35 protein-coding genes and 1 tRNA gene are annotated in these 18,889 nt (G+C 42.7%); 7 read left to right on the plus strand and 29 right to left on the minus strand.

The window, feature by feature from the left end:
- Positions 1-72: 72 nt before the first annotated feature.
- From AC1DFM_RS11255 to AC1DFM_RS11395, 29 genes are all read right to left on the minus strand, one after another.
- The gene (locus AC1DFM_RS11255; protein WP_477076822.1) at positions 73-420 is read right to left on the minus strand and encodes a hypothetical protein; all 348 of its coding nucleotides are present in this window, start codon (positions 418-420) and stop codon (positions 73-75) included.
- Positions 407-592: a hypothetical protein gene (locus tag AC1DFM_RS11260; RefSeq protein ID WP_477076823.1), complete on the minus strand. Its 186-nt coding sequence runs from the start codon at positions 590-592 to the stop codon at positions 407-409. Before AC1DFM_RS11260 ends, AC1DFM_RS11255 begins: the two co-directional genes overlap by 14 nt.
- Positions 589-1,032 (minus strand): hypothetical protein, encoded by a 444-nt coding sequence (locus tag AC1DFM_RS11265; RefSeq protein ID WP_477076824.1) that lies wholly within the window; start codon positions 1,030-1,032, stop codon positions 589-591. The genes AC1DFM_RS11260 and AC1DFM_RS11265 overlap by 4 nt, the downstream gene beginning before the upstream one ends.
- A 1-nt stretch (position 1,033) precedes the next feature.
- Positions 1,034-1,225 (minus strand): hypothetical protein, encoded by a 192-nt coding sequence (locus tag AC1DFM_RS11270; protein ID WP_477076825.1) that lies wholly within the window; start codon positions 1,223-1,225, stop codon positions 1,034-1,036.
- A gap of 158 nt (positions 1,226-1,383) precedes the next feature.
- Positions 1,384-1,689 carry a hypothetical protein gene (locus AC1DFM_RS11275; protein ID WP_477076826.1) on the minus strand — a complete coding sequence of 102 codons (306 nt, stop codon included), beginning with the start codon at positions 1,687-1,689 and terminating at the stop codon, positions 1,384-1,386.
- A gap of 15 nt (positions 1,690-1,704) precedes the next feature.
- Entirely contained in the window at positions 1,705-1,911 is a 207-nt protein-coding gene (locus tag AC1DFM_RS11280) for a hypothetical protein (RefSeq protein ID WP_477076827.1), read from the minus strand.
- A 257-nt stretch (positions 1,912-2,168) separates the two neighbouring features.
- Positions 2,169-3,206 carry a DNA-methyltransferase gene (locus AC1DFM_RS11285; RefSeq protein ID WP_477076828.1) on the minus strand — a complete coding sequence of 346 codons (1,038 nt, stop codon included), beginning with the start codon at positions 3,204-3,206 and terminating at the stop codon, positions 2,169-2,171.
- Positions 3,206-4,918: a DNA cytosine methyltransferase gene (locus AC1DFM_RS11290; protein WP_477076829.1), complete on the minus strand. Its 1,713-nt coding sequence runs from the start codon at positions 4,916-4,918 to the stop codon at positions 3,206-3,208. Before AC1DFM_RS11290 ends, AC1DFM_RS11285 begins: the two co-directional genes overlap by 1 nt.
- A complete protein-coding gene (locus AC1DFM_RS11295; RefSeq protein ID WP_477076830.1) occupies positions 4,915-5,328 on the minus strand; it encodes a recombination protein NinG in 414 nt (137 codons plus the stop codon). The genes AC1DFM_RS11290 and AC1DFM_RS11295 overlap by 4 nt, the downstream gene beginning before the upstream one ends.
- 141 nt (positions 5,329-5,469) lie before the next feature.
- The gene (locus tag AC1DFM_RS11300; RefSeq protein ID WP_477076831.1) at positions 5,470-5,703 is read right to left on the minus strand and encodes a helix-turn-helix domain-containing protein; all 234 of its coding nucleotides are present in this window, start codon (positions 5,701-5,703) and stop codon (positions 5,470-5,472) included.
- Complete coding sequence (locus tag AC1DFM_RS11305; RefSeq protein WP_477076832.1) at positions 5,700-6,467, minus strand: AAA family ATPase; 768 nt, start codon at positions 6,465-6,467, stop codon at positions 5,700-5,702. The genes AC1DFM_RS11300 and AC1DFM_RS11305 overlap by 4 nt, the downstream gene beginning before the upstream one ends.
- Positions 6,454-7,284: a hypothetical protein gene (locus tag AC1DFM_RS11310; RefSeq protein WP_477076833.1), complete on the minus strand. Its 831-nt coding sequence runs from the start codon at positions 7,282-7,284 to the stop codon at positions 6,454-6,456. The genes AC1DFM_RS11305 and AC1DFM_RS11310 overlap by 14 nt, the downstream gene beginning before the upstream one ends.
- Entirely contained in the window at positions 7,271-7,612 is a 342-nt protein-coding gene (locus AC1DFM_RS11315; protein WP_477076834.1) for a hypothetical protein, read from the minus strand. The genes AC1DFM_RS11310 and AC1DFM_RS11315 overlap by 14 nt, the downstream gene beginning before the upstream one ends.
- 98 nt (positions 7,613-7,710) lie before the next feature.
- Positions 7,711-8,433, minus strand: coding sequence for a DUF2303 family protein (locus AC1DFM_RS11320; protein WP_477076835.1), 723 nt, complete (start codon positions 8,431-8,433; stop codon positions 7,711-7,713).
- Positions 8,434-8,435: 2 nt separating this feature from the next.
- Complete coding sequence (locus tag AC1DFM_RS11325) at positions 8,436-8,849, minus strand: hypothetical protein (protein ID WP_477076836.1); 414 nt, start codon at positions 8,847-8,849, stop codon at positions 8,436-8,438.
- A gap of 21 nt (positions 8,850-8,870) precedes the next feature.
- Positions 8,871-9,104: a hypothetical protein gene (locus AC1DFM_RS11330; RefSeq protein ID WP_477076837.1), complete on the minus strand. Its 234-nt coding sequence runs from the start codon at positions 9,102-9,104 to the stop codon at positions 8,871-8,873.
- On the minus strand, positions 9,101-9,850 hold the full coding sequence (locus AC1DFM_RS11335) for a hypothetical protein (protein WP_477076838.1): 750 nt from the start codon (positions 9,848-9,850) through the stop codon (positions 9,101-9,103). Before AC1DFM_RS11335 ends, AC1DFM_RS11330 begins: the two co-directional genes overlap by 4 nt.
- On the minus strand, positions 9,850-10,746 hold the full coding sequence (locus AC1DFM_RS11340) for a hypothetical protein (protein ID WP_477076839.1): 897 nt from the start codon (positions 10,744-10,746) through the stop codon (positions 9,850-9,852). The genes AC1DFM_RS11335 and AC1DFM_RS11340 overlap by 1 nt, the downstream gene beginning before the upstream one ends.
- Before the next feature lie 2 nt (positions 10,747-10,748).
- Positions 10,749-11,036 (minus strand): hypothetical protein, encoded by a 288-nt coding sequence (locus AC1DFM_RS11345; protein ID WP_477076840.1) that lies wholly within the window; start codon positions 11,034-11,036, stop codon positions 10,749-10,751.
- A gap of 37 nt (positions 11,037-11,073) precedes the next feature.
- On the minus strand, positions 11,074-11,448 hold the full coding sequence (locus tag AC1DFM_RS11350; protein WP_477076841.1) for a hypothetical protein: 375 nt from the start codon (positions 11,446-11,448) through the stop codon (positions 11,074-11,076).
- 10 nt (positions 11,449-11,458) lie between these two features.
- The gene (locus AC1DFM_RS11355) at positions 11,459-12,772 is read right to left on the minus strand and encodes a DUF6745 domain-containing protein (protein WP_477076842.1); all 1,314 of its coding nucleotides are present in this window, start codon (positions 12,770-12,772) and stop codon (positions 11,459-11,461) included.
- Between the two features lie 405 nt (positions 12,773-13,177).
- A tRNA-Thr gene (locus AC1DFM_RS11360) sits at positions 13,178-13,253 on the minus strand.
- Positions 13,254-13,404: 151 nt separating this feature from the next.
- On the minus strand, positions 13,405-13,776 hold the full coding sequence (locus tag AC1DFM_RS11365; RefSeq protein ID WP_477076843.1) for a hypothetical protein: 372 nt from the start codon (positions 13,774-13,776) through the stop codon (positions 13,405-13,407).
- Positions 13,777-14,038: 262 nt separating this feature from the next.
- Positions 14,039-14,257, minus strand: coding sequence for a hypothetical protein (locus AC1DFM_RS11370; RefSeq protein WP_477076844.1), 219 nt, complete (start codon positions 14,255-14,257; stop codon positions 14,039-14,041).
- On the minus strand, positions 14,254-14,508 hold the full coding sequence (locus tag AC1DFM_RS11375; RefSeq protein WP_477076845.1) for a hypothetical protein: 255 nt from the start codon (positions 14,506-14,508) through the stop codon (positions 14,254-14,256). Before AC1DFM_RS11375 ends, AC1DFM_RS11370 begins: the two co-directional genes overlap by 4 nt.
- 3 nt (positions 14,509-14,511) lie before the next feature.
- Positions 14,512-14,637 (minus strand): hypothetical protein, encoded by a 126-nt coding sequence (locus tag AC1DFM_RS11380; RefSeq protein WP_477076846.1) that lies wholly within the window; start codon positions 14,635-14,637, stop codon positions 14,512-14,514.
- A 41-nt stretch (positions 14,638-14,678) separates the two neighbouring features.
- On the minus strand, positions 14,679-14,915 hold the full coding sequence (locus tag AC1DFM_RS11385; protein WP_477076847.1) for a hypothetical protein: 237 nt from the start codon (positions 14,913-14,915) through the stop codon (positions 14,679-14,681).
- Between the two features lie 19 nt (positions 14,916-14,934).
- Positions 14,935-15,120 carry a hypothetical protein gene (locus tag AC1DFM_RS11390; protein ID WP_477076848.1) on the minus strand — a complete coding sequence of 62 codons (186 nt, stop codon included), beginning with the start codon at positions 15,118-15,120 and terminating at the stop codon, positions 14,935-14,937.
- A 72-nt stretch (positions 15,121-15,192) separates the two neighbouring features.
- A complete protein-coding gene (locus tag AC1DFM_RS11395) occupies positions 15,193-15,426 on the minus strand; it encodes a hypothetical protein (RefSeq protein WP_477076849.1) in 234 nt (77 codons plus the stop codon).
- A gap of 153 nt (positions 15,427-15,579) precedes the next feature.
- Between AC1DFM_RS11395 and AC1DFM_RS11400 the strand changes: the two genes are divergently transcribed.
- The 7 genes from AC1DFM_RS11400 to AC1DFM_RS11430 all read left to right on the plus strand — a co-directional run bounded on the left by AC1DFM_RS11400 (position 15,580) and on the right by AC1DFM_RS11430 (position 18,827).
- On the plus strand, positions 15,580-15,885 hold the full coding sequence (locus AC1DFM_RS11400; protein WP_477076850.1) for a hypothetical protein: 306 nt from the start codon (positions 15,580-15,582) through the stop codon (positions 15,883-15,885).
- Positions 15,885-16,139 carry a hypothetical protein gene (locus AC1DFM_RS11405; protein ID WP_477076851.1) on the plus strand — a complete coding sequence of 85 codons (255 nt, stop codon included), beginning with the start codon at positions 15,885-15,887 and terminating at the stop codon, positions 16,137-16,139. The genes AC1DFM_RS11400 and AC1DFM_RS11405 overlap by 1 nt, the downstream gene beginning before the upstream one ends.
- 437 nt (positions 16,140-16,576) lie before the next feature.
- On the plus strand, positions 16,577-16,972 hold the full coding sequence (locus tag AC1DFM_RS11410) for a hypothetical protein (RefSeq protein WP_477076852.1): 396 nt from the start codon (positions 16,577-16,579) through the stop codon (positions 16,970-16,972).
- Between the two features lie 17 nt (positions 16,973-16,989).
- A complete protein-coding gene (locus AC1DFM_RS11415; RefSeq protein WP_477076853.1) occupies positions 16,990-17,532 on the plus strand; it encodes an SHOCT domain-containing protein in 543 nt (180 codons plus the stop codon).
- Positions 17,529-18,122 (plus strand): hypothetical protein, encoded by a 594-nt coding sequence (locus AC1DFM_RS11420; protein WP_477076854.1) that lies wholly within the window; start codon positions 17,529-17,531, stop codon positions 18,120-18,122. The genes AC1DFM_RS11415 and AC1DFM_RS11420 overlap by 4 nt, the downstream gene beginning before the upstream one ends.
- Positions 18,123-18,125: 3 nt before the next feature.
- Positions 18,126-18,413 carry a hypothetical protein gene (locus AC1DFM_RS11425; protein WP_477076855.1) on the plus strand — a complete coding sequence of 96 codons (288 nt, stop codon included), beginning with the start codon at positions 18,126-18,128 and terminating at the stop codon, positions 18,411-18,413.
- Positions 18,414-18,455: 42 nt separating this feature from the next.
- Positions 18,456-18,827, plus strand: coding sequence for a hypothetical protein (locus tag AC1DFM_RS11430; RefSeq protein ID WP_477076856.1), 372 nt, complete (start codon positions 18,456-18,458; stop codon positions 18,825-18,827).
- Positions 18,828-18,889 lie beyond the last annotated feature (62 nt).

The following is an 18,889-nucleotide window of genomic DNA, read 5'->3' on the forward strand; positions in this document are numbered from 1 at the left end:
CACCTCAGTTTATCCACCAATGGGGCAGGGATTACTTTTAGATTTGTATTACCGCATATCGGGCATTTTCTTTTACCGAACATCTTTCCCGGCCTCATTACCGGTGGTTTTGTTTATGTAATTAAACAATAGAAGCGTGTTCTTTCTTGAAACTATGCCTTTCATGCCGTGATTGCATAGGTTGTCATAAACGGCGGTTATGATGTCATTTGCCTCTTTCAGCAGCGCGTCCTTCTCTGCTACTCCCTGCAAAAGAATAATTGCATTATGTGATTTATGGGCAAAATTTGACATAAGATTTACAACATGGTCGGTACTCCACATTTCATTTTCAGGAACATCATCTCCGTCAAAATGCTCGTTTTCAATGAATGTGAGCGCGTCCATTTCTTCCGGTGTGAGCTTCTTACTGTTCTCCATCTGAATTAATTTTTATCCTTTTCAATAAAGGCTGAGAATTGAATTGGCTATTACTTAAAGATTCAATAGCGCGATGATAATATTCGGCCTGTGATTTATCATATTCTAATGCGGCAATTATATCCAAAGCCTCCCATAATAGCTTGCCTAGGAATATTTCGTTTTCAGTCATTTGAGTGCGTTTTTAAGTTTGTCAATGTCTATTTCGAGCGGTTGACTGGTGATTATAAAATGTGTGTTTTGCAGATCATGCAGATATGAAATATTATTCCTGAAATAATTTCCTCTGCATAAGCACAGAACTACTAGGCCTCCTCCTAATTTCCCACATGAGTAAAAATATGTATGACCATGCCTGTTTTCATCAAGCTGAAGGGACATTTCTATTCCATCAATATTCATTTCATTATCTGCCTTCTTAAATCCGCACGCTTCCAGCACAGCAGCAGACAATGGAATAGGATCACATTCTGATCTTCCAAAACGTGCTCCCACATTTGAAAATTCATCATTTCTTATTTTAATTATGAGGCCCTCTATCTCTATTACCTCAGATACCTGAAATTCAACAAAAATATAGTTGCCTAACATAAGTTCATTCGGTTCAGTCATCCTATTTGTTTTGTGGCTCGCGCCGGTTATTTATTTGATGTAAAATGTCTATCCATGAATCATTACCTAGATCAATCATTCTTTGCGAAAATTCTTTTGCTAATTGATGAGGAGTTAATTGTCGTACAACTTGTATTATACTGCCTGAATGGAAAAATCTCATTAAATCATCAATTGTTGAATCAATATCCATAACTTATTGTTCTACGACCTCGCAGTCTGATTTTAACACATATCTACAATCAGGGAGCAAAAGCCAGTATCCAGCATATTCCCCTCGTGTCTTGAATATTTTTTCTATTGAATTTTTCCACCACATAACAGGTGATGAACATTTAACTATCCTTACTTTCATGGCTGCGTGTTTGGAGGTGAAGGAAATTCGCAATAGTGAGACACATTGTTAAGCGGCTGCTCTATGGTTCGATGGTACCATTTACCTTCAAAATAGAATCCGGAATAAACCTTTCCAGCATTTACAACTATCACTATTCTAGGACATTCAGGGAGAGCTACTTTTATTGGTATCCACTTTTGCGCGTTCGCCTCTGCCCCGGCGATATAGGAAGTCTCTGCAACGCCATAGCCAAATTCCGATTTTGAATAGTGCTTATCTGCATATTCTAGTGCCGCCTGTTTGATCTCTGCTTCTGTCATGATCTTTGGTACCCACTACAGGGCCGTTTCAATTTTAACAATACTATCCGGTGTGTGGTAGAATACCCCGAGCCGGGCAAAGGTTCCATCTGGTAATGTAACCCAGCAGATTGGGAGGGTGCCGCCTGATGACCCTGCGCCGTCTTCCAGCAACTCCATTAGTTTCTCCTTCAGGATTTCTCCGGTCACTTCTTCGATTTCAGAAAATTCATTGTGTTTCATATTGTTTATTACCCTTCCGGGTCGGTTTAGTACATGATTGTTTGTCCAATTAACACCTGTACTGATTTAAGGCGTAATCTTTTGATGTCTTTCCAGGCAACTGATTTCGTCCCTCCACCCATAGTGTAATAGGCAACCAGTTCCCTCCGGGTGTTAAATATTTCCCTAACCAACTTTCCGGATGCCTTGTCTCTTAGGCACCATGCCCAGTATGAATGATCTTTTGCCATTGTTATTCATTTGCGGCTTACACTTGGTTAAATAAACATCCCCAATTCCTTTATGAGCCGGCTATCGGCTATATGCAGATAATCCGGATTGAGTTCAAAGCCGATAAAGTTTCTACCGGTCTTCCGCGCAACGAGTGCAGTGGTGCCTGCCCCCATGTATGGGTCCAGTACGGTTCCTCCTTCGGGACAACCAGCGAGAATACAGGTATACGGTAATTCCTCTGGGAAGGTGGCAAAATGCGCTTCTTTGAAAGGTTTTGTAGCCACTGTCCAAACCGATCGCTTATTGGCACCCTGAAATTCCTGTTCTTCTTTGGTACATTTGTAACCTCTTTCCCGGCCAGATTTGTGAATTGCACCATGGCTTCCGTTGCCTGTATCCCATCCATCCGGCGTTTTCCATTGTTTTGGCTTTCTTACTTTTATATCCCGCGCCCAATTTTCTGATTGTATTAGCCCTGCCCCATCTCCATAGCCTTTGCTTTTTATACCGAAAGTGGTATATGTTTTTTCCTTGTAGGGCGTGGCAATAGCGGCGGCATTGTAATAATACTTTTCCGACTTGGTAAGCAAGAAAATATACTCATGGCTTTTAGTGCAACGATCTTTGCAGGACTCAGGCATCGGGTTCGGTTTACTCCAGATAATATCCTGCCGGAGGTACCAGCCATCAGCGCGGAGGGCGAAAGCCAGCATCCATGGAATACCTACGAGGTCTTTCCGTTTTAGGTCACCTGTTACTTTGTTTTGTTGGATGGTGCAGGAGGGGTTATATAGTACCCCATCCTTAACGGTACTCCTTTTCCGTGCATGTGTAGCGTAACTATCCCCGATGTTAACCCACAGCGTGCCATCATCTCGCAGCACTCTCCGAACCTCCCGGAATACTTCCACCTGCCGGGCAATAAATGCTTCTGGTGTTTCTTCCAGACCATGCTGACCATCTACACCATAGTCACGGAGTCCCCAGTAAGGAGGGGAGGTGACACAACAGTGCACGGAACCATTTGGCAGCTGCAGCATACCGGTTAGGCAGTCCTGATTATATATTTTGTTCAGTTCCATTACGCTATTTTTAGTGCCTGTGCCTTGACCATACCCTCGTACATCGCTTCGATATTTACCTTTGCCTGGTTGACCTCCACTGCATTTCCTATGAAGCGCTTCCTGTCACCCTGAGTTCCTTTTAGCATATAGCTGTCGCCAAAGCCTTGGATGCGGAGCAGTTCGGGGATCTTCAGCATCCGCATTTTAATATCGACGATACCATAAATAGCCATGAAATGCCTGATCTTCACATCTATAACAGATCTGCCAATTACAAACTTATATTCTGGCTGGCCCTGTGATGCGATAACCATGTACATCGGCGCCTTATCTTGCCTTGCAACAATAACAGGTGATGGCTGATCAACACCAGTAGGAAAACCACCCCATGAAGGATTTACCAAGTATGACCATTTTCTATTTGCTGTTACTGTTGGTGATGGTGCGTCCAAACTGGTGGGCCTATTATCATAGTTAGTGCCCATTAGGAAAGCCGCCTCAGTTTTGATAAGGGCATGCTTATCATTCGTAAGGATCGTACCGGCTGGATGGTTTATTGATTGATGATTATCTGTACCAGTGTATTGCTTATCAATCCAGTATTTTGGCTGTATTAGAGATATTCGATCTTTTGTCGGTAGTGTAGATGCTGGCTCCTCGATGCTGTTTAATTGCCCACCGCTGCTATAATATTTAGCTAAGAAGGATGAATTAACTATACCTAACCTACTTTGACACGCGATTGTAGGCGCCGGGTCATCAATGGAAGGAGGGATATGAACCCCCTTTTTGCTCATTGAATTATACTTCAAAAGAAAGGTCGGCTGTACAAGTGTTTGTCCTCCAAAACAGGTAACAGATCCTGCTGGTCCGTCAACAGATATTACTTTCCCAGCCGGCCGACCCGAAAAATATTTAGCGATAAACGCGTCCTTTCCGCCAGCTACATATTTAATAAGTCCAGCATGTATCCGTTCCAGCGTTTTCTCTGATAATGGCTTCTTCCTTGTGAATATACTTTCGCCTTCATCATTAAAATCTAACACATCTTTCACTGCTTTCCATGGCTCTTGTGAGCCAAACATACCAATCCTTGGTTTTTTACTGTGTGTTTGTTCTGGCCAGCTAATCGGATATTCAGGTTTTGCAAACTGAGCAAAGTATCTTTTCCGGGAAGTATATGCGCCGTAATCTGCAGCGTTTTGAATCCGATAATCAAAATTATAGCCATAAGCCTGTACATTGTTTACCCATTTTATATAGTCTTGGCCAGCCTTTTTACTGATCGGCTTCCCAGCTTTGTCCAGTGGCCCCCAGCTCATAAACTCTTCTACATTTTCAATCCAGAGGTAGTCAGGATTGATTGCTTCAAGATATCTGAAAATATGTTCTGCGAGTGTTCTGCTGTCAGCATCGCGCGGTAAACCACCTTTAGCTTTGGAGAAATTCGTACACTCAAGTGATGCCCACAACGCTATAATACAATCCGGTTCGATTAACCGCTTCATGGTCACTAAAGTGTGTAAATGGGATAAATCCAGCGTTCTTATATCTTCGGTATAATGCAAAACCTCAGGATGGTTGCTTTCATGACTGGCGATTGCTAACGGATCATGGTTTACACAAGCCAATACTTCGGCCATTTGATTTCCTTTATACCTGGCCCTATGAATCCCACTTGTTACACCGCCAGCACCACAGAATAAATCAATAAAATATATCTTTCTCATTTGCACTTTGTTTTATACGTTTCAATAATTCCGATTAATACAAACCGATCCCACTTTACAGATAACCGACAGGTGCCTTCTATTTCTTCCAATAACTCAGGCCCAATTTTCTGGAGAAGGTTTTTCCGGTAGTCGATCAGGTTGCCATGTAGATGCTGGTTGCAGGCAATGCACTGGCCATGTACATTATCCTCGTTAAACCTGACAGCGGTGTAATGCCCTGCCGCCATATAGTGGCCGGCATTCATCTGGTCCATCTTCTTAGTTTTCTGGCAAGAGATGCAGACAAACCATGTATCTGTACTATCCCGTTTTCTTATGAAGGCGTTGAAATGCTTCTCGGCCAGTTTCAGTAATTGCGCCGGAGTCTTCCCCTCGTATTTCTTGATCACTTTCGCACTTATCTCCATCGTCTATTTCAGGTATTATTGTGATGTAATGTTCTTTCGTAGTTAACTGGTGGTTAATTGTCCAGCGCCTGACAATGATCTTCGCATGTTCAGGTGTTTGGTAGTCTTCCTCCTTAGTCTGGCCATGGTTATAGTAGAGGATTAATTTACCTGGCATGATGCCTCGATATCAACTGTGAGCAATTCATCAATTGTCCGGTTGAAGAACTCCGCGAGCGGAACAAGCAGATTGTAACCAGGTGCGCCGTTGCCCATTTCCCATTGTTGGTATCTGTTGTGGCTGATTCCAATCTCACGGGCAACTGATGGCCGGGATAATCCCTGTTGCTCCCGAAGGAAGGTTATGTTTCGTATGAATGTTTCGCGTGGTGTCATTTCCTGCGATCCTCCCCGGTCATAACTATCATATTGAACATTTCCCGTAGTCGGCTACGTACCCTGGTACCGTAAGATTGTTCTATTTCCTCCGGCGTCAGGTTGGTCGTGGCATGAGTGAAATACCAAGGCACGCTTGTATTGTCGTATCGATTAAGCAGAATGTCGGCCATGACATTCGCTTGGTTGCCATAGTTCTTCTTCGATTCCTCGGTACCCAGATCATCAAAACAAAATCCTATTTCAGTCTGGTAGAAAGTATCCCGTGAATTAACCGTGAACCGTTGGCCACTGTATTCCGAAAGCACATCAGCGCCCATTTCGGCATACTTTGAGGCAATATGCCGGCAGCTTACAACCGTATAGCACCTGCGTTTATTCTTATTGAACGCCTTCATGAGCGTAGTCTTACCGGTACCAACCCCACCGCATAACATCAATCCCTTTTGTAGGCTCCATGGATTTTTATCTTTAGGGCCGCATTTTTCGAATAATTCATTGCCTGTGAAGTAGTAGCTCAGGGCGGTAACTATCTTGTCGTTTTGGGCATCCGCTGTGAACGGGATGGCTATATCTCGCGATCTGTTAATGACAAATGTTCTTAAGTCTTCATGATCCCAAGGTCTGCGGATCTCATGCTCAACGTATTCGTTGTAGCTCGCCTGTTGCTCTTTTTCAATGGCGATAACCTTTTTAATCTTCGCCGCTTCAATAGCATCTTTGATTTCCTGTTCGGTAAGCTCAATGTTACTAGAAGTCGCCATACTCTTTATTTCCTGAGATAATTGCTCCTGTAGGCTTACCACCTTTCCGATTCTCTCCATCTTTCTTTTCTTTTTCGTGGTAATTGGTTATGAAATTATTTGCTCTGCTGGCCCATCTAACTATCCTGCTGCCGTTATCTATCCATCCCACGCCGTCCCATTTATTCCAAAACTTCTCCGCCATATCTTCGGTACCACCGGCGCCCCGGAAGTAACGTTTTACTTCCTCAATGGGTGGTCCAGTGGAGGAGGGGGGCGGCGCAACTGGGGGAGGTGGATTTTCCGAGCCCGGTGTATAGTTTTCCTGATTTTCAGATTCTAAACTTTCAGGAGTATCTTGCGCGGGCGCATTCCCCCTCCCCTCCATATCCACCTCCATATCCACCTCCACCTCCTGCGACGTGGCCCCATCGTGTTCACAGTGTGTCCCCGGTGTGGTCTCTTTGTGGTTGTTTAAATCGGCCACCAGTAGTCGTTTTACAAATTCTGTTGATATCGAGTAACGAGCGTAACGCTGATCAATCTTTTGATGGTCACGAAAAGTGCGGATAACGTAATAGCCTTCTTTTTTAAATTCAAAGGGTATCAACATCCGGGCTTTTACCAGCGCATCTAACCAGGTTTTCAGCTCGTTTACTCTCAAATCTTCATCGTAAGGATAAATTCGGCTTTTGATATAAACAGGGTTTGACTTAATCACTCCCTGATCATCCGCAAAATTGAACAGTCCAAGGAAAGTGAGCCGGCAATCACGTTTTAACCTACCAAGCTTTTCGTCTTCCCATAATTCGGGCTTTACTGTTCTAATCTTTGCCATGCTCTATAATTGTTACGGGATGCTGTTCTGAATATCCGGCCGGTGCCCAGGTAGAGAGCTGGTAGTAATGTTCTGATTTGCCATATCCATGGTGACCTATGGACGTTTCCGGCAATATTTCCAGTCTGTTTGCTTTCTTCAGGTTGGACATTGCTCTCCGGATTGATTGTACCTGAGTCCTCTCAGGTATCTTTCTCCTGGCTACCAGGTGATAGTGCACATCCGAGGATAGAAACTTCTCTCCCGGGTGCTGATTGAAAAATGCCTGAACTGCATTCTCCTGCGTGACCGCCTCCCGCTCTTCGTCTTGAAGCGCCTCTCCTGTCAAGTTCGTTGTGTTGTAATAAGTCATACCCTCTGTTTTTTTTCTGGTTAATCAATTGCACTGGGTAGTATTATGGGCCGGGGCATAGTCCGGCCCTGGTGTTATTGATTGATGACTACGAATTGTGTGCAGTGCTTCAGTTGTTCAGTGAATATTTCATCTTGCCTCGCCTCTATGAGTTCGGCCAGCTCAACACTCTCAAACCAGAATTTTGCACCTCCATCAGTAACATCGAGGCATATTTCTACCCGGAATGTTTCCTTTTGTTGTCCTTTGAAAATTGGGATGAAGAGTATGAAGTCTTCGGGCAACCCGGTAGTAACCTTCTTAGTAACAAGGTTTGTTTTGTTGCCCCTCTGATCGCTGTTTTGTGTTAGTTCGAGATGTGCCTGTACATTGAAAGACTGGTAAGAGTCTAACACTGTTTGGTGTTTATCTGGATTTTCAAAGAATCTTCGGTTAAACCGGATGAATTTTACCAGTTGTTCCCGGTTGTAAGTCTGAGGCTCGTTAATGGTGAACTTTTTCAGTTCGTCAGACAATTCCAGTGTACCGGTGATAGTAGCGCCATAGTAGTTTTCCGGGTCCAGTTGCATTTTTATACTGCGCTCTTTCTTATTAACCACTACTACGATCTTTGTCTTGTCTACCTCCTGTGTACCGAACCCTCCATTGTCTTCGTCTCTTTTTACCAGGAAATTAGCCACGGTATTAATATCTCCAGAAATGGAAATCGACTGAGGAGGTTTAATTTCAAGTGCTGAACCCGTACGAATTTCAAGCTCCTGTGTGCCGTTTTCAATTTTAACGTTTAGTTCTTTCATTTTTACTGTGCTTTTGATAGTGGGATTGTTAATTGTCTTTCGTCAGGGCGCATACGGCGGGAAGAAATTAATTCTCCAGTTTCATCGTAAACGTAAACCTGTCGCTCCTCGTGATTTAACATTGTGAAAAGCATTCCGAACATTGTGGCCTGTTTATGCTTTAGTTCAGACAGGATTGATTTGTTTGCCTTAATCATGGGATCTACAGCTGCCTTGTATGTCGATTTTGCCTCAGCCAGATCATCGGCTTTTTTTGAAATCTCAATGCAGTTGTTGGAATGTCTTTCCCGGCGTAATGCTACCTGTTCCTCAGTTAAAGGTTTCTGGTAGGTTGTTTCCTCTACTGAGTCTGCCGAATCTCTCAGTATCCTCTTGCGCTCGTCTGGCGGCTTGTCTTGGAAGAGAAAATGATCCATTTGTTTTATGTTTATTGATGATTAATTTTTTCTTTCCCGGTACCTGGCATTGAACTGCCGGCGACCCTTGAACGGTGTTGTTCCAGTTACCTTAAACCGCTGGTCGAAGTCATCAGCAACATAAGGGACAAGCTTGTTTGGTGTTCTGGAATCCTCCACATCGTAGAATCTCCTCCCGTGCTGCAGGTATTCCTCTACTGGCTTAAGGGTTCTGGTAACTTTGTTTTCTGTGATGGTGAATGTCTGACCGATCATGCCGCAGTTAATTTTGAAGGTGAAATGATTTTGTCAAATTCAGCAAGATATTCACGGGCCTTGGCGATCTTTTTGTACATCCGGTCTATTTCGGCATCGTTCCTTTCCACTGGAAACTGGATTACTCTTTCTTTGAGCGGGATATCATTATAGATACAAAGCTTCCTGAGTTCTTCGCATGCCTCTATAAAATCCGGATTCTCAGTGGTGCCAGCGTTCATCTTGTACATTAACTTCCGTTCTTCATCCAGTATTATTGATTCAGGAGTATTGACAAGACAATAAGCAAGCGTAGCGGATTTAGCTCCAGTAAGTGCCATGTATCCCATTAGCTGCCAGTAGTACAGCTTATTCATTGGCTTCGCGATATTTCGGAAAAAGGTGAAAATATCCCAAGGCGATTTCACATCAACAACATGGTCAGCATTGAAGATTGAACAGCCTTTGTATAGATCTGGCGTCCCTGTTAAGAAATCGTTTTTAATATTTTCTTCGTTTTTCTTGTAGAAATCACTACGTACCCGGCTAAACAATGTAATACTGTCCTCTTCTACCGATAGGCCCTTTTCTATATACTTGCTGGATATGTCAGTATTACGACCATACTTTTTGGAAACATAAATATCAACCAGGTGAGTAATTGCTGATTCTGATAAATCGCCACGATCTTTGGCTGCTTTTTCTCTTGGCTCAACCATCAGGTGCCCAACTGAGTGGCACCTGAATAACAAATTTGAAAAGTCCATCAGCTTAAAGATTTAAGTTTAGCCTCATAGATGTCCATCTGATTTGGCTGGACGTATTGTTTTAGGTTCTCCAAGACATCAATTGTAGTTGCATCCTGAATTAATAGTGCGATACGCTCCGCCTCAATTTCTTGCGGGGTTTTCTTATCTGGTTTAGCGCCCTTGAAAGCCATTTCAATTGTTGTATCACCATCTTTTATAGCAGTACCAATGCCTATAAGAACTACAAGATCATCAGAGGTAATGTGATTTATAGCGGCCTTTCCGATTGCGCTAAGTATCTCTTTTTCTGTAACATTGAAGGTGTCTTTCAGTCCATCAACAACCTGCTTGCGCCTTGATATTAGCTTCGCTTCGTCGGAAACATCTCCAGTGATGGCCTGTTTGGCAGCATTGTAGACTTTATCTACAATTGGCCGGGGAATAACAGAGAGGACCGCGTTACGCAAGGCTATTGAGTTTGCCGCATTGCCCGTTACTGTTATCATGTCATCGGAAAATCTACCCGTCTTACCCATGATAGAGCGCTTCACCTGGGCCTTTATGGCTAAGTTGTTTTCAAGGTCAAAGCATACCGCCTCGGATGTTACCTGCCGATTATCGATAGAAACAACCTTTGCCTCAATACGTAGGTTGCCCCATACCTGAGCAAGTATTTTAGCCATGTGAACTGAAGGGCCGGTGATTGGCTTACCTCCTCGTGGTACTGAGTAGGTGCAGGTTTTGGCTGTTTCCTGATCTATGGTAACAATGGCGATGGCGTTTTCCAATGATCTTTTAATATTTCGTGGATAGGCTTTAGCTGTTGATATTTGCATATCAATGGCTGCCTTGTCCTGCTGATAGACTATCTGCGGAGATATTTCTTCAATTACTTCAGCGGGTTGATTTTCCATGATTACTTAATTAGAATGTTTGATGAAATGATTTGCTGGCAGAACTCCCGGCGCTTGATCTCAATCTCCAAGCATGCCATATATCCCATTTGCCGGTGAGATATCTGCTGAAACGCATTGCGGTATCTTACCCAAACCAAGTCGCCCTCCTCCTTGATGATGATGTTCCGTCGTAAGAAGGTTTTAACCTGGTCTTTTGGAATGCCGGTGATATACTCCTGACCATCTTCATCTATCCAGTGGAAGGAGATGGCGCCGGTATGAGTTATATGTTTTGAGATGATGTGCATGGCCTGAACTTTAGGCCGGTTTTACCCGGCCGATTAATCAATCAATCACCTTTTCCATTAACTTGGAATAGGGGTTATAGCTGTTCTGGATCCAGAACTCATAGTTGCCTGACGGTAATTCATGGGAATTGTGGTCAGCCTTCTGGATCTCTTCTTTTTTTGTCCATGAAGCATCTGTGAAATTCGACTCATGAACATGCTGCAATCTGGCGCCATCAGACCCAACGGCACAGATGATACGACCACCAACTTCGAACATTTCCACATCGCCGGTGAGAACGTGCATGTGTCCCGAATGCTCACCTAATGCAATAGGCTTGTTTTTTACTTTCTTTGCGCCAGGCGGGATGCTCTCGATCATTGAGAATTGTACATCGCCCTGATGGCCGCGGAGTGTGTTTTGTTGTTTCATTTTATTTGATTTATGACCTTAAGTCGAATGAATAATCCTTTGCTTCGAATGGAGAGAGGGAAGCAATAGCTTCCAGTGCATTAGTGTGGTGCGGCTCTACTCCTTGGAGATACTGAGAGCCGGTGGACGGGCAAATCATCTTAACCCAGGCGAAAGGCTGGTTGTCTATTTCCGAAAATTGTTCTGCGGTTTTTAGAAGGGAGACGTTTTCAAGATCACCATTCCGGTGTGAGATGGTACAAGTATCTACTTCAACAGCACCCAGTAAATCCATCATTCGTTTTTGTCCAAGCACTTCGTAAATGCCGCCTTTAATCTCGCTGTTTGTCTCCTGCAGGAACATCTCACGGGTTATCTCTCCTGCAGTTGCTTTTTCCCATATCCATGAAGGTAACGCGCGCCCATTTATGTTATACTGGTGCCACCCATCCTTAAATTCTACTGATGGACCATTTGGATTATGAAGGCGTCCCTCATTGTTCCGAATAATCTTAGTCGGCATGTCGGAAACAATACATAGGCCGTCGAATTGAATCATTTCGAAAACGCCAGAAAGGAGTAGTTCCTTGAAAGCGTTGAAATCTTTTTCACGGTCTGAATGGATCAATTGAAGCTGAAGGAAATAATCCATATAAGCTACCCATCCATAATCTCCGGCATTGCCATACCATGATGTTGTATGGTACTGTAGTTTGTTGTCCCCGATGTTGTCCCCGATGTTGTCCCCGATGTTGTCCCCGATGTTGTCCCCGATGTTGTCCCAGATGTTGTCCCAGATGTTGTCCCTGATGTTGGCCCCGATGTTGTCCCCGATGTTGTCCCCGATGTTGTCCCCGATGTTGTCCCTGATGTTGTCCCAGATGTTGTCCCTGATGTTGGCCCCGATGTTGTCCCTGATGTTGGCCCCGATGTTGGCCCTGATGTTGGCCCCGATGTTGTCCCTGATGTTGTCCCAGATGTTGTCCCAGATGTTGGCCCCGATGTTGGCCCCGATGTTGTCCCAGATGTTGTCCCTGATGTTGTCCCAGATGTTGTCCCCGATGTTGTCCCTGATGTTGGCCCCGATGTTGGCCCCGATGTTGGCCCCGATTTCCTTAAAAAATTTTAAAAAGAAATTTGCAGCCACCTGGCATCCATATGGACTATCCATGAATATGATAATGGGCTTCTCTTTGCCGCAATAGGAGTATAGCCATTCTATACCTTTGCGGGCCTTATCTTTATCAAGCCTATTCTTGCATGATAAAATGTAGTTCAGCCAATAATCCCTCATTTCAGGAATCTTCGCTTCTTGTGCTGGTGTTAATGTTTCAAGTTTTGCCATATATTTATGTTGAATAGTTGTTTAATTTTCCGTTTTACTCTATTCTTGCCCGGGCCGCCATGCTCGGGCTTTATTTTAGAACTTGGTAGGCCATATAAATCGACCATATTGTGACGGCGATGAAAATGAGTTGTATTCCTTGTCCTACTTTGTATTGCTGTTTCATGATTCGGGTTTGAAAAACCGGGCGGACAAAATATAAACATCGATTACTAGCCGCCCGGTCCCTGTGTGTTTTGGATTTGAATGCGAGAAACAAAAACCTATTTCATATCCTTAATTTTTCGTGATCACCGCGCTTCGGCTCACAGTCCCGTATACTGCCGTAGGTGATTAATCGGGTGTCTTAGAACATCGGGGCAGATGGGTTGAATCAGTAGCCTTTCGCTAATTCGCCCATCCCCCTGGAGCCTCAGAGCGGAATCGAACCGCTAACCTTTCGCTTACAAGGCGAATGCTCTGCCAGTTGAGCTACTGAGGCGCATAACCGGAATATTATCTACCGGTTATACCTCTGAATTTAGTTTGTGTTTGCGCCTCCACTTATGCCGCAGGACTGCTTTCTCGTGTATCATTATGAAAAGAACTTCGAAGGAAAAGCAGGGCCGGGATCAGCCCCGCGTGTCTTAAATCTAAACTGTCAACTGCTCGTCTGCATTCAATTTTTTTGTCAGATAGTTCAGTGCGTCTTCTTCCCTATCCCAAACGTATGGAGCAAACTTATTCTCCCCTTTGTAGTAAATTGCCCAGTGCTTTTCTCCATGTATGCGGGCTGTAATACGGAAGGAATAGCCAAGCTTCTGAATTGATTTTAATCGTTCCTTATATTCTGCCTCATCTTCAACCCATATGTCAATCCTATTGCCCTTTCGAGGGAAAACGCGTCCATCTTCCAGCGTCATGTTTTTACGAGTTGCAGCAACTATCTTTCTTCCTCTGCACATCTGCCCGATAAGCTCTGAGCCTGCCCCAAAATTATTTGCTGGTATTGAAGTGCGTCTCATGGCTTGTCGTTTGTCGTTTGTGATTCAGCTTCCTGTAGCTGGTCCTTTCCTGGTACCTGTCCACTCCGTCCAGATCCTTCGCTCTTCCCACGAGTAAACCCCATATCACAGAAACAAGTAGAATCACGGCAAGATTCGCAGGCAAAGTGTTTAGGAGGGTGTTTATGTCGTACATAATCATTATTTACAAGGATGATAAAAATTGCGATTAGCGTAAAGATGATCGCTATGGCTCCGATTATGATGCCCAGCTGGACGGGTGTCATGATGCGGCGTTTAGGGCGGTGATCAATGCGTCAGCGTACACAACAGAATCATATGCTATTTCATCTGCCGCAATTAAGTCATGATAGCCAATGGATGAAATAAGGCCCTGCATGGCACGCGCTGCTAGTTCTGCGCGGATGTTTATCCCTCCACATGGAGTAACTCCACTATGATCGCCTGCTGGATGATATGGCGCTTTGTTTTCGGCATTCATGGTACAAGGATTAAAGCGTGAAGAGATTGGACTGTATCCATGGTAGTATGGTATTCCTGAAGGCGTTCCTTTGCTATGTTCTCCAACATTTCAATCCTGCCTATTTGGATCTGCTGATATTGTTTTGTGACAGGAATATCTCCTGATACCAGATCCTCTTGCGCCTCCTTAAGTTGCCTGAGTGTATCTTCATATATGGAGTATGATGCAGCTGCTTCAAGGAGCATAGAAGAAATCTTTGGGCGTTCCATAGCTCAGTTTTTACCGGTGAATAATAGTGCAGCACCTACTGCACCGTTTAAGAGAATACCCACCATGGCATACGCGATATTTTGCGTCAGAACAGAAGCCAATATCCAGGCTCCGGTGTCGAGCACCATGTGAGGTAGAGTGAATTGAACAGTATAGTTTTTCATTTTATCTACTTTTTAAAGTATTTATTAGAAACAGAGATCAGGTAATTAGCCACATCGAGATCATTGCAGGAAACAGCGCCGTTACTTTCGATTTTTCCGATTAATTCCGGTTGAGCCTTATCGTTAAATAATATCAGCTGAATAATGCCTGAATATTTAACAGCAACGAGATCTTCATATTCCCCCTCATTTATTTTGTCAATGATTTGGCTTTGTATCTGATGCAGAGTATCCATTTCCATGGTGGTAAGTATTTAAGGGTTAGTAATTGCTGGTTGTAGAATACATTTCATCTCTCACACAGTCCATCTGATACTTAATCTCGTCTTTACGCTCCAACAGCTCCTCCATTTCTGTTTCATCCTGGCAGTTGTCGATCAGGGTGTATACTGTGTCCAGCTCTTCCCGAAGGCCTGTTAATGCTGATTGTAAGTATCCGAGTGACATGATTTTGAGATTTAAGTACATAGCTCCGCCAGTACCCATTCCGGGGTTCAGTCAAAGTGTATGTGTGGTGAATTATCTTTTAAAAGGTTTGCCAGTTCTTTGTTCTATCAGAACGATACCAGCCTCAATTACTTTGTTTGAAAGAATTGCCGGCTTTTTCTTCAGCGTCTTATAAACAGTATCCTCACTTAAGCCGGACAATTCAGCTATGCGCACCCTGTCCCCCTGCTCTAATACTTTACGTAGCTTACGCACCAATCTCTCCTTTCTCAATTTTTCTGCATTGCGTGTTTCTACGTATTCCATTTTTGTGTTACTTTTACTGGTTATGATACCGTTTTGGTATCCTACTTTTGCGTTGATATGTCAAAACTAATCAATAGTAATCAAACGACAAACTATTTTGATAAGTATTGATAAATATTTTTTGTATTAATATTATAACGTTTGATAAACAGAATGTTAACCAATAAAGAAGCATCGGATAAATTTGTGATTACAGTTAAAAAGCTGGAGCAGGAAGGTATTATCAAAAATCGCAGGCAACTGGCTACGGACTTGGATTGGAAGGAGACTCTATTAAGTAATGCTATGAATGGACATAGACCTGTACCGCGTGAAAAGATTCAAGAACTAATCAAAAAATATCAACTTGAAGATTTTTATGAAACTAGTCCCGGCAGCAGTGTGGTAATGGAGGATAATACAGGATACAATGTAAAAGGAACATCAATAAAAATAAAGCTTTCCGAAATAATCAAATAATGGCCAAGATCAAAGAAATTGAAATTGAAGTAAGTTCCCCAGAGAAACAATTGCTTATTGGTCAGATTAGAATGGAGGCCAAGATCAATGTACTGACTGACCTGGTAGCCTCCATGTTACTTAATGGTAGAACTGATTTGCCCAAAGAGGAGTTTTTTAAAAAACTTGATGATTCCATAAAAGCCCATGTAGTACTTCTTCTTGAGAAATTACAAGGTAAGGAGACTGGGACTGAAGAACATTCTGTTTTTTAATGGTTTTTGGCTTTGCCTTAATCTTCTTCTTCTTTTTTTTCATAAACGCGCTCTTTAAGGTATGAGGAATTGGGGCCAGGTGCTATGTACTGAATCTATACTTCCACTGCGCAACATAAATGCGCAGAAACATGTATAATTAACAAGATAATTTGGTAGCATGGCGGTTTCTGGTTTAAAATCAAATAGGTCTAATAATATATTGGCACAAACAGATAGTATTTTCGGAGAAAAATATCATTGCATAATAAATACACATCATGTGCAGGAAACGTACTATATATGTTGGTCATTATTTATGTTATAATTTGATGCAATGGTAGGCTGCTTAATCCCTAAAAGTCGGTCCCAAAAAATAATACTTCGTGAATAACAATTGAATAACAATTGATTAACTATTTTTTAGATTCAGATAATTTATAAACCTCAGAACCACTATGAAGAAACTATTATTGTTAGTCCTGATTATTCTCTCGTCCTGTGGCAAAAGAAATGACAATAAGCCCAATAGTGATTGCGGGGTCATTGTAATGTTCTCTAGAAGAACTGATGGAGGAATAGAAGAATCTTTTAGGTATAAGGGATGTGGTTTAGATTTTTCAAACTATATAAAAAATAATAATTTTAGTACGCCAATGCCTGATTTTGGCATATTCTATAAGTATGATGAACGACCAAAAACAACCTACTTGATTGTAACGCTTAATAGTGGAGGAAATCTGTATATCAGATACGATAGCGGGAAGGTGCCAGACTCCACAATCAATAAGTACAATGTATCCTACAGAACTTCAGTTCAAACAATTTCCGGTATTGAAAGATTTGGCCTATAGTATTAATAATTATGATGATGAGATACGTTATTTTTTTCATATTGATCGTTGCCTCTATTACTGCTTTTGGACAACAATCATCTGATTCAATTAAAACCACCTTCGGCATTTATGATCGGCGGACAGGTAGTTATACAATAAATTCTGGTTATGTTTTTAAGGAAGGAGAAGATGTAATTATAGGCAATGGGAGTGATATAGGAGGATCATACAAGTATATCAATATGGGTAATCCTATTTCGGGAGAGCTACACTTAAAAGGGGCTTGGGCCGGTTCAAAATTCAAAATACGCGAAATATTTCTAAATGGAGATAAAAAAAGAGGCTATGTTGCGGCCTGCAAGATAGATGGCGGGATTGCCATTAGATATTTTTGCGCCATTGATCCGGCTATCCAGTCCGGAGAGATAATAATACCGGATAAGTTTCTCAAAAAGGGAACTGACCCCGCTCCGAGTAGCGTAGCTGACGAGCTGCTAAAGCTTAAGAAGCTTATGGATGATGGTTTATTGACTCGGGAAGAGTTTGATGCTCAAAAGAAAAAACTTTTGTCTCAGTGATGTGGAATATAAAGCAAACATATAAGCCCGCAGGGTATCTAACAGTTGGTCCAGATATCGAGAATACAGAGGCAGCTGTATATACCAACTCCTATGGCCAGGTAGAAGGAAAGATAACCAAGATATCCGGCATAGTAGGAGATGGACTTATTCCGTTATTCCCTCCAGGTGAGCAGAATGCCACCTTTCCGCCTCCGTTCTTAGGCGTTGGCATGAATGCTTCGGCAACGTATACTTGCCTGCGAATAACAGCCCCAAACGACCGGGCAAAGCTAATGATCAATGATGAGGTAATCTTCCGATTTGAAAGCGGAGACGCTCTTCAGGCAAAATTCCTCGTGAAGGGCCATAAAGAGGGAGACCGGAAATCTAATGTCCTCATTATAACCAGCCACCAACTCCTGCAGATTATCGAGACGCCTCTCCTGGAGGTCGAATTGATCGATAACCGTACCGGCAGGAACTCGTTCTACTACTTTGGAGGTGAGCCTACTGGGTATTACGGGAACGCGAAGGATGGCCAGGAGTTATTTCGAATCATGGCCCGAAGGATTGCCGGAACAAAAGTTATGATAGCTAAACCTGAATGACATATGATAAATAATGAAGCTGCAAACGAGATAATAAAGGTCTGCATTAGTTCAAACGGACCTCATACCGATACTGACTTCGAAGGAAAGTTAAAGTTGCCGGCAAAGGTAATATTTGAAATTTTTCAAGAGATAAAAGATGAAATGCCAACCTGGGTAGATTTTCAAGCTTTCGGTTATGGAACATCCGGCCATATTCGCCTTTTGCCTCAATTCCGAACACGGGCCAGTAGTTTTATTGAGGCTGGCGGATTCGGGGATCCTATTGCAAAAGCCAAACACCTTCAATAAATGTACGGAATTACTGAAGATCTGTTACTGAATCACATAAGCATGATAGATGAGCCATGTGATCTAAAAAGGATGCTATTATTTTGGGATGATACCATGGAGCGTAACCTGGTAGTGCCCTACTTGATAGCAACGGTCAATACACATGTAAACACTGGGCGTCTCATAAAGACTATAATAGGCCAGAAGGAGTATTATAAAATTAGTCAAAAGGGGCTTGATTACTTAGAAGCTAACAGGGAGGGTGTAAGGAGAGATAAAGAGTCAGAAGAACTGACACTTACGAAGCTTAGATACGATGTAAAGAATAGCAAGAGAATATATAGTACGTACTGGTTTACCTTCGCCGCCGCTATAATCGGGCTTATCGTAGCCTGCATCTCATTATATTTAAATTTTAAAAGGCCGAAGTGATTATAGCCTGGATTCTGGCTATTTTTTATTTTCATTTCTATAGATAAAATCTATATCTTTGT

Source organism: Chitinophaga sp. 05T412, assembly GCF_056396465.1.

Excerpts from the sequence above, each read along its gene's own strand:
- AC1DFM_RS11255 (WP_477076822.1), bottom strand. The coding sequence starts at position 420 with ATGGAGAACAGTAAGAAGCTCACACCGGAAGAAATGGACGCGCTCACA.
- AC1DFM_RS11260 (WP_477076823.1), bottom strand. The coding sequence starts at position 592 with ATGACTGAAAACGAAATATTCCTAGGCAAGCTATTATGGGAGGCTTTG.
- AC1DFM_RS11265 (WP_477076824.1), bottom strand. The coding sequence starts at position 1,032 with ATGACTGAACCGAATGAACTTATGTTAGGCAACTATATTTTTGTTGAA.
- AC1DFM_RS11270 (WP_477076825.1), bottom strand. The coding sequence starts at position 1,225 with ATGGATATTGATTCAACAATTGATGATTTAATGAGATTTTTCCATTCA.
- AC1DFM_RS11275 (WP_477076826.1), bottom strand. The coding sequence starts at position 1,689 with ATGACAGAAGCAGAGATCAAACAGGCGGCACTAGAATATGCAGATAAG.
- AC1DFM_RS11280 (WP_477076827.1), bottom strand. The coding sequence starts at position 1,911 with ATGAAACACAATGAATTTTCTGAAATCGAAGAAGTGACCGGAGAAATC.
- AC1DFM_RS11285 (WP_477076828.1), bottom strand. The coding sequence starts at position 3,206 with ATGGAACTGAACAAAATATATAATCAGGACTGCCTAACCGGTATGCTG.
- AC1DFM_RS11290 (WP_477076829.1), bottom strand. The coding sequence starts at position 4,918 with ATGAGAAAGATATATTTTATTGATTTATTCTGTGGTGCTGGCGGTGTA.
- AC1DFM_RS11295 (WP_477076830.1), bottom strand. The coding sequence starts at position 5,328 with ATGGAGATAAGTGCGAAAGTGATCAAGAAATACGAGGGGAAGACTCCG.
- AC1DFM_RS11300 (WP_477076831.1), bottom strand. The coding sequence starts at position 5,703 with ATGACACCACGCGAAACATTCATACGAAACATAACCTTCCTTCGGGAG.
- AC1DFM_RS11305 (WP_477076832.1), bottom strand. The coding sequence starts at position 6,467 with ATGGCGACTTCTAGTAACATTGAGCTTACCGAACAGGAAATCAAAGAT.
- AC1DFM_RS11310 (WP_477076833.1), bottom strand. The coding sequence starts at position 7,284 with ATGGCAAAGATTAGAACAGTAAAGCCCGAATTATGGGAAGACGAAAAG.
- AC1DFM_RS11320 (WP_477076835.1), bottom strand. The coding sequence starts at position 8,433 with ATGAAAGAACTAAACGTTAAAATTGAAAACGGCACACAGGAGCTTGAA.
- AC1DFM_RS11325 (WP_477076836.1), bottom strand. The coding sequence starts at position 8,849 with ATGGATCATTTTCTCTTCCAAGACAAGCCGCCAGACGAGCGCAAGAGG.
- AC1DFM_RS11330 (WP_477076837.1), bottom strand. The coding sequence starts at position 9,104 with ATGATCGGTCAGACATTCACCATCACAGAAAACAAAGTTACCAGAACC.
- AC1DFM_RS11335 (WP_477076838.1), bottom strand. The coding sequence starts at position 9,850 with ATGGACTTTTCAAATTTGTTATTCAGGTGCCACTCAGTTGGGCACCTG.
- AC1DFM_RS11340 (WP_477076839.1), bottom strand. The coding sequence starts at position 10,746 with ATGGAAAATCAACCCGCTGAAGTAATTGAAGAAATATCTCCGCAGATA.
- AC1DFM_RS11345 (WP_477076840.1), bottom strand. The coding sequence starts at position 11,036 with ATGCACATCATCTCAAAACATATAACTCATACCGGCGCCATCTCCTTC.
- AC1DFM_RS11350 (WP_477076841.1), bottom strand. The coding sequence starts at position 11,448 with ATGAAACAACAAAACACACTCCGCGGCCATCAGGGCGATGTACAATTC.
- AC1DFM_RS11355 (WP_477076842.1), bottom strand. The coding sequence starts at position 12,772 with ATGGCAAAACTTGAAACATTAACACCAGCACAAGAAGCGAAGATTCCT.
- AC1DFM_RS11365 (WP_477076843.1), bottom strand. The coding sequence starts at position 13,776 with ATGAGACGCACTTCAATACCAGCAAATAATTTTGGGGCAGGCTCAGAG.
- AC1DFM_RS11370 (WP_477076844.1), bottom strand. The coding sequence starts at position 14,257 with ATGAATGCCGAAAACAAAGCGCCATATCATCCAGCAGGCGATCATAGT.
- AC1DFM_RS11375 (WP_477076845.1), bottom strand. The coding sequence starts at position 14,508 with ATGGAACGCCCAAAGATTTCTTCTATGCTCCTTGAAGCAGCTGCATCA.
- AC1DFM_RS11380 (WP_477076846.1), bottom strand. The coding sequence starts at position 14,637 with ATGGTGCTCGACACCGGAGCCTGGATATTGGCTTCTGTTCTGACGCAA.
- AC1DFM_RS11385 (WP_477076847.1), bottom strand. The coding sequence starts at position 14,915 with ATGGAAATGGATACTCTGCATCAGATACAAAGCCAAATCATTGACAAA.
- AC1DFM_RS11390 (WP_477076848.1), bottom strand. The coding sequence starts at position 15,120 with ATGTCACTCGGATACTTACAATCAGCATTAACAGGCCTTCGGGAAGAG.
- AC1DFM_RS11395 (WP_477076849.1), bottom strand. The coding sequence starts at position 15,426 with ATGGAATACGTAGAAACACGCAATGCAGAAAAATTGAGAAAGGAGAGA.
- AC1DFM_RS11400 (WP_477076850.1), top strand. The coding sequence starts at position 15,580 with ATGTTAACCAATAAAGAAGCATCGGATAAATTTGTGATTACAGTTAAA.
- AC1DFM_RS11405 (WP_477076851.1), top strand. The coding sequence starts at position 15,885 with ATGGCCAAGATCAAAGAAATTGAAATTGAAGTAAGTTCCCCAGAGAAA.
- AC1DFM_RS11410 (WP_477076852.1), top strand. The coding sequence starts at position 16,577 with ATGAAGAAACTATTATTGTTAGTCCTGATTATTCTCTCGTCCTGTGGC.
- AC1DFM_RS11415 (WP_477076853.1), top strand. The coding sequence starts at position 16,990 with ATGAGATACGTTATTTTTTTCATATTGATCGTTGCCTCTATTACTGCT.
- AC1DFM_RS11425 (WP_477076855.1), top strand. The coding sequence starts at position 18,126 with ATGATAAATAATGAAGCTGCAAACGAGATAATAAAGGTCTGCATTAGT.
- AC1DFM_RS11430 (WP_477076856.1), top strand. The coding sequence starts at position 18,456 with ATGATAGATGAGCCATGTGATCTAAAAAGGATGCTATTATTTTGGGAT.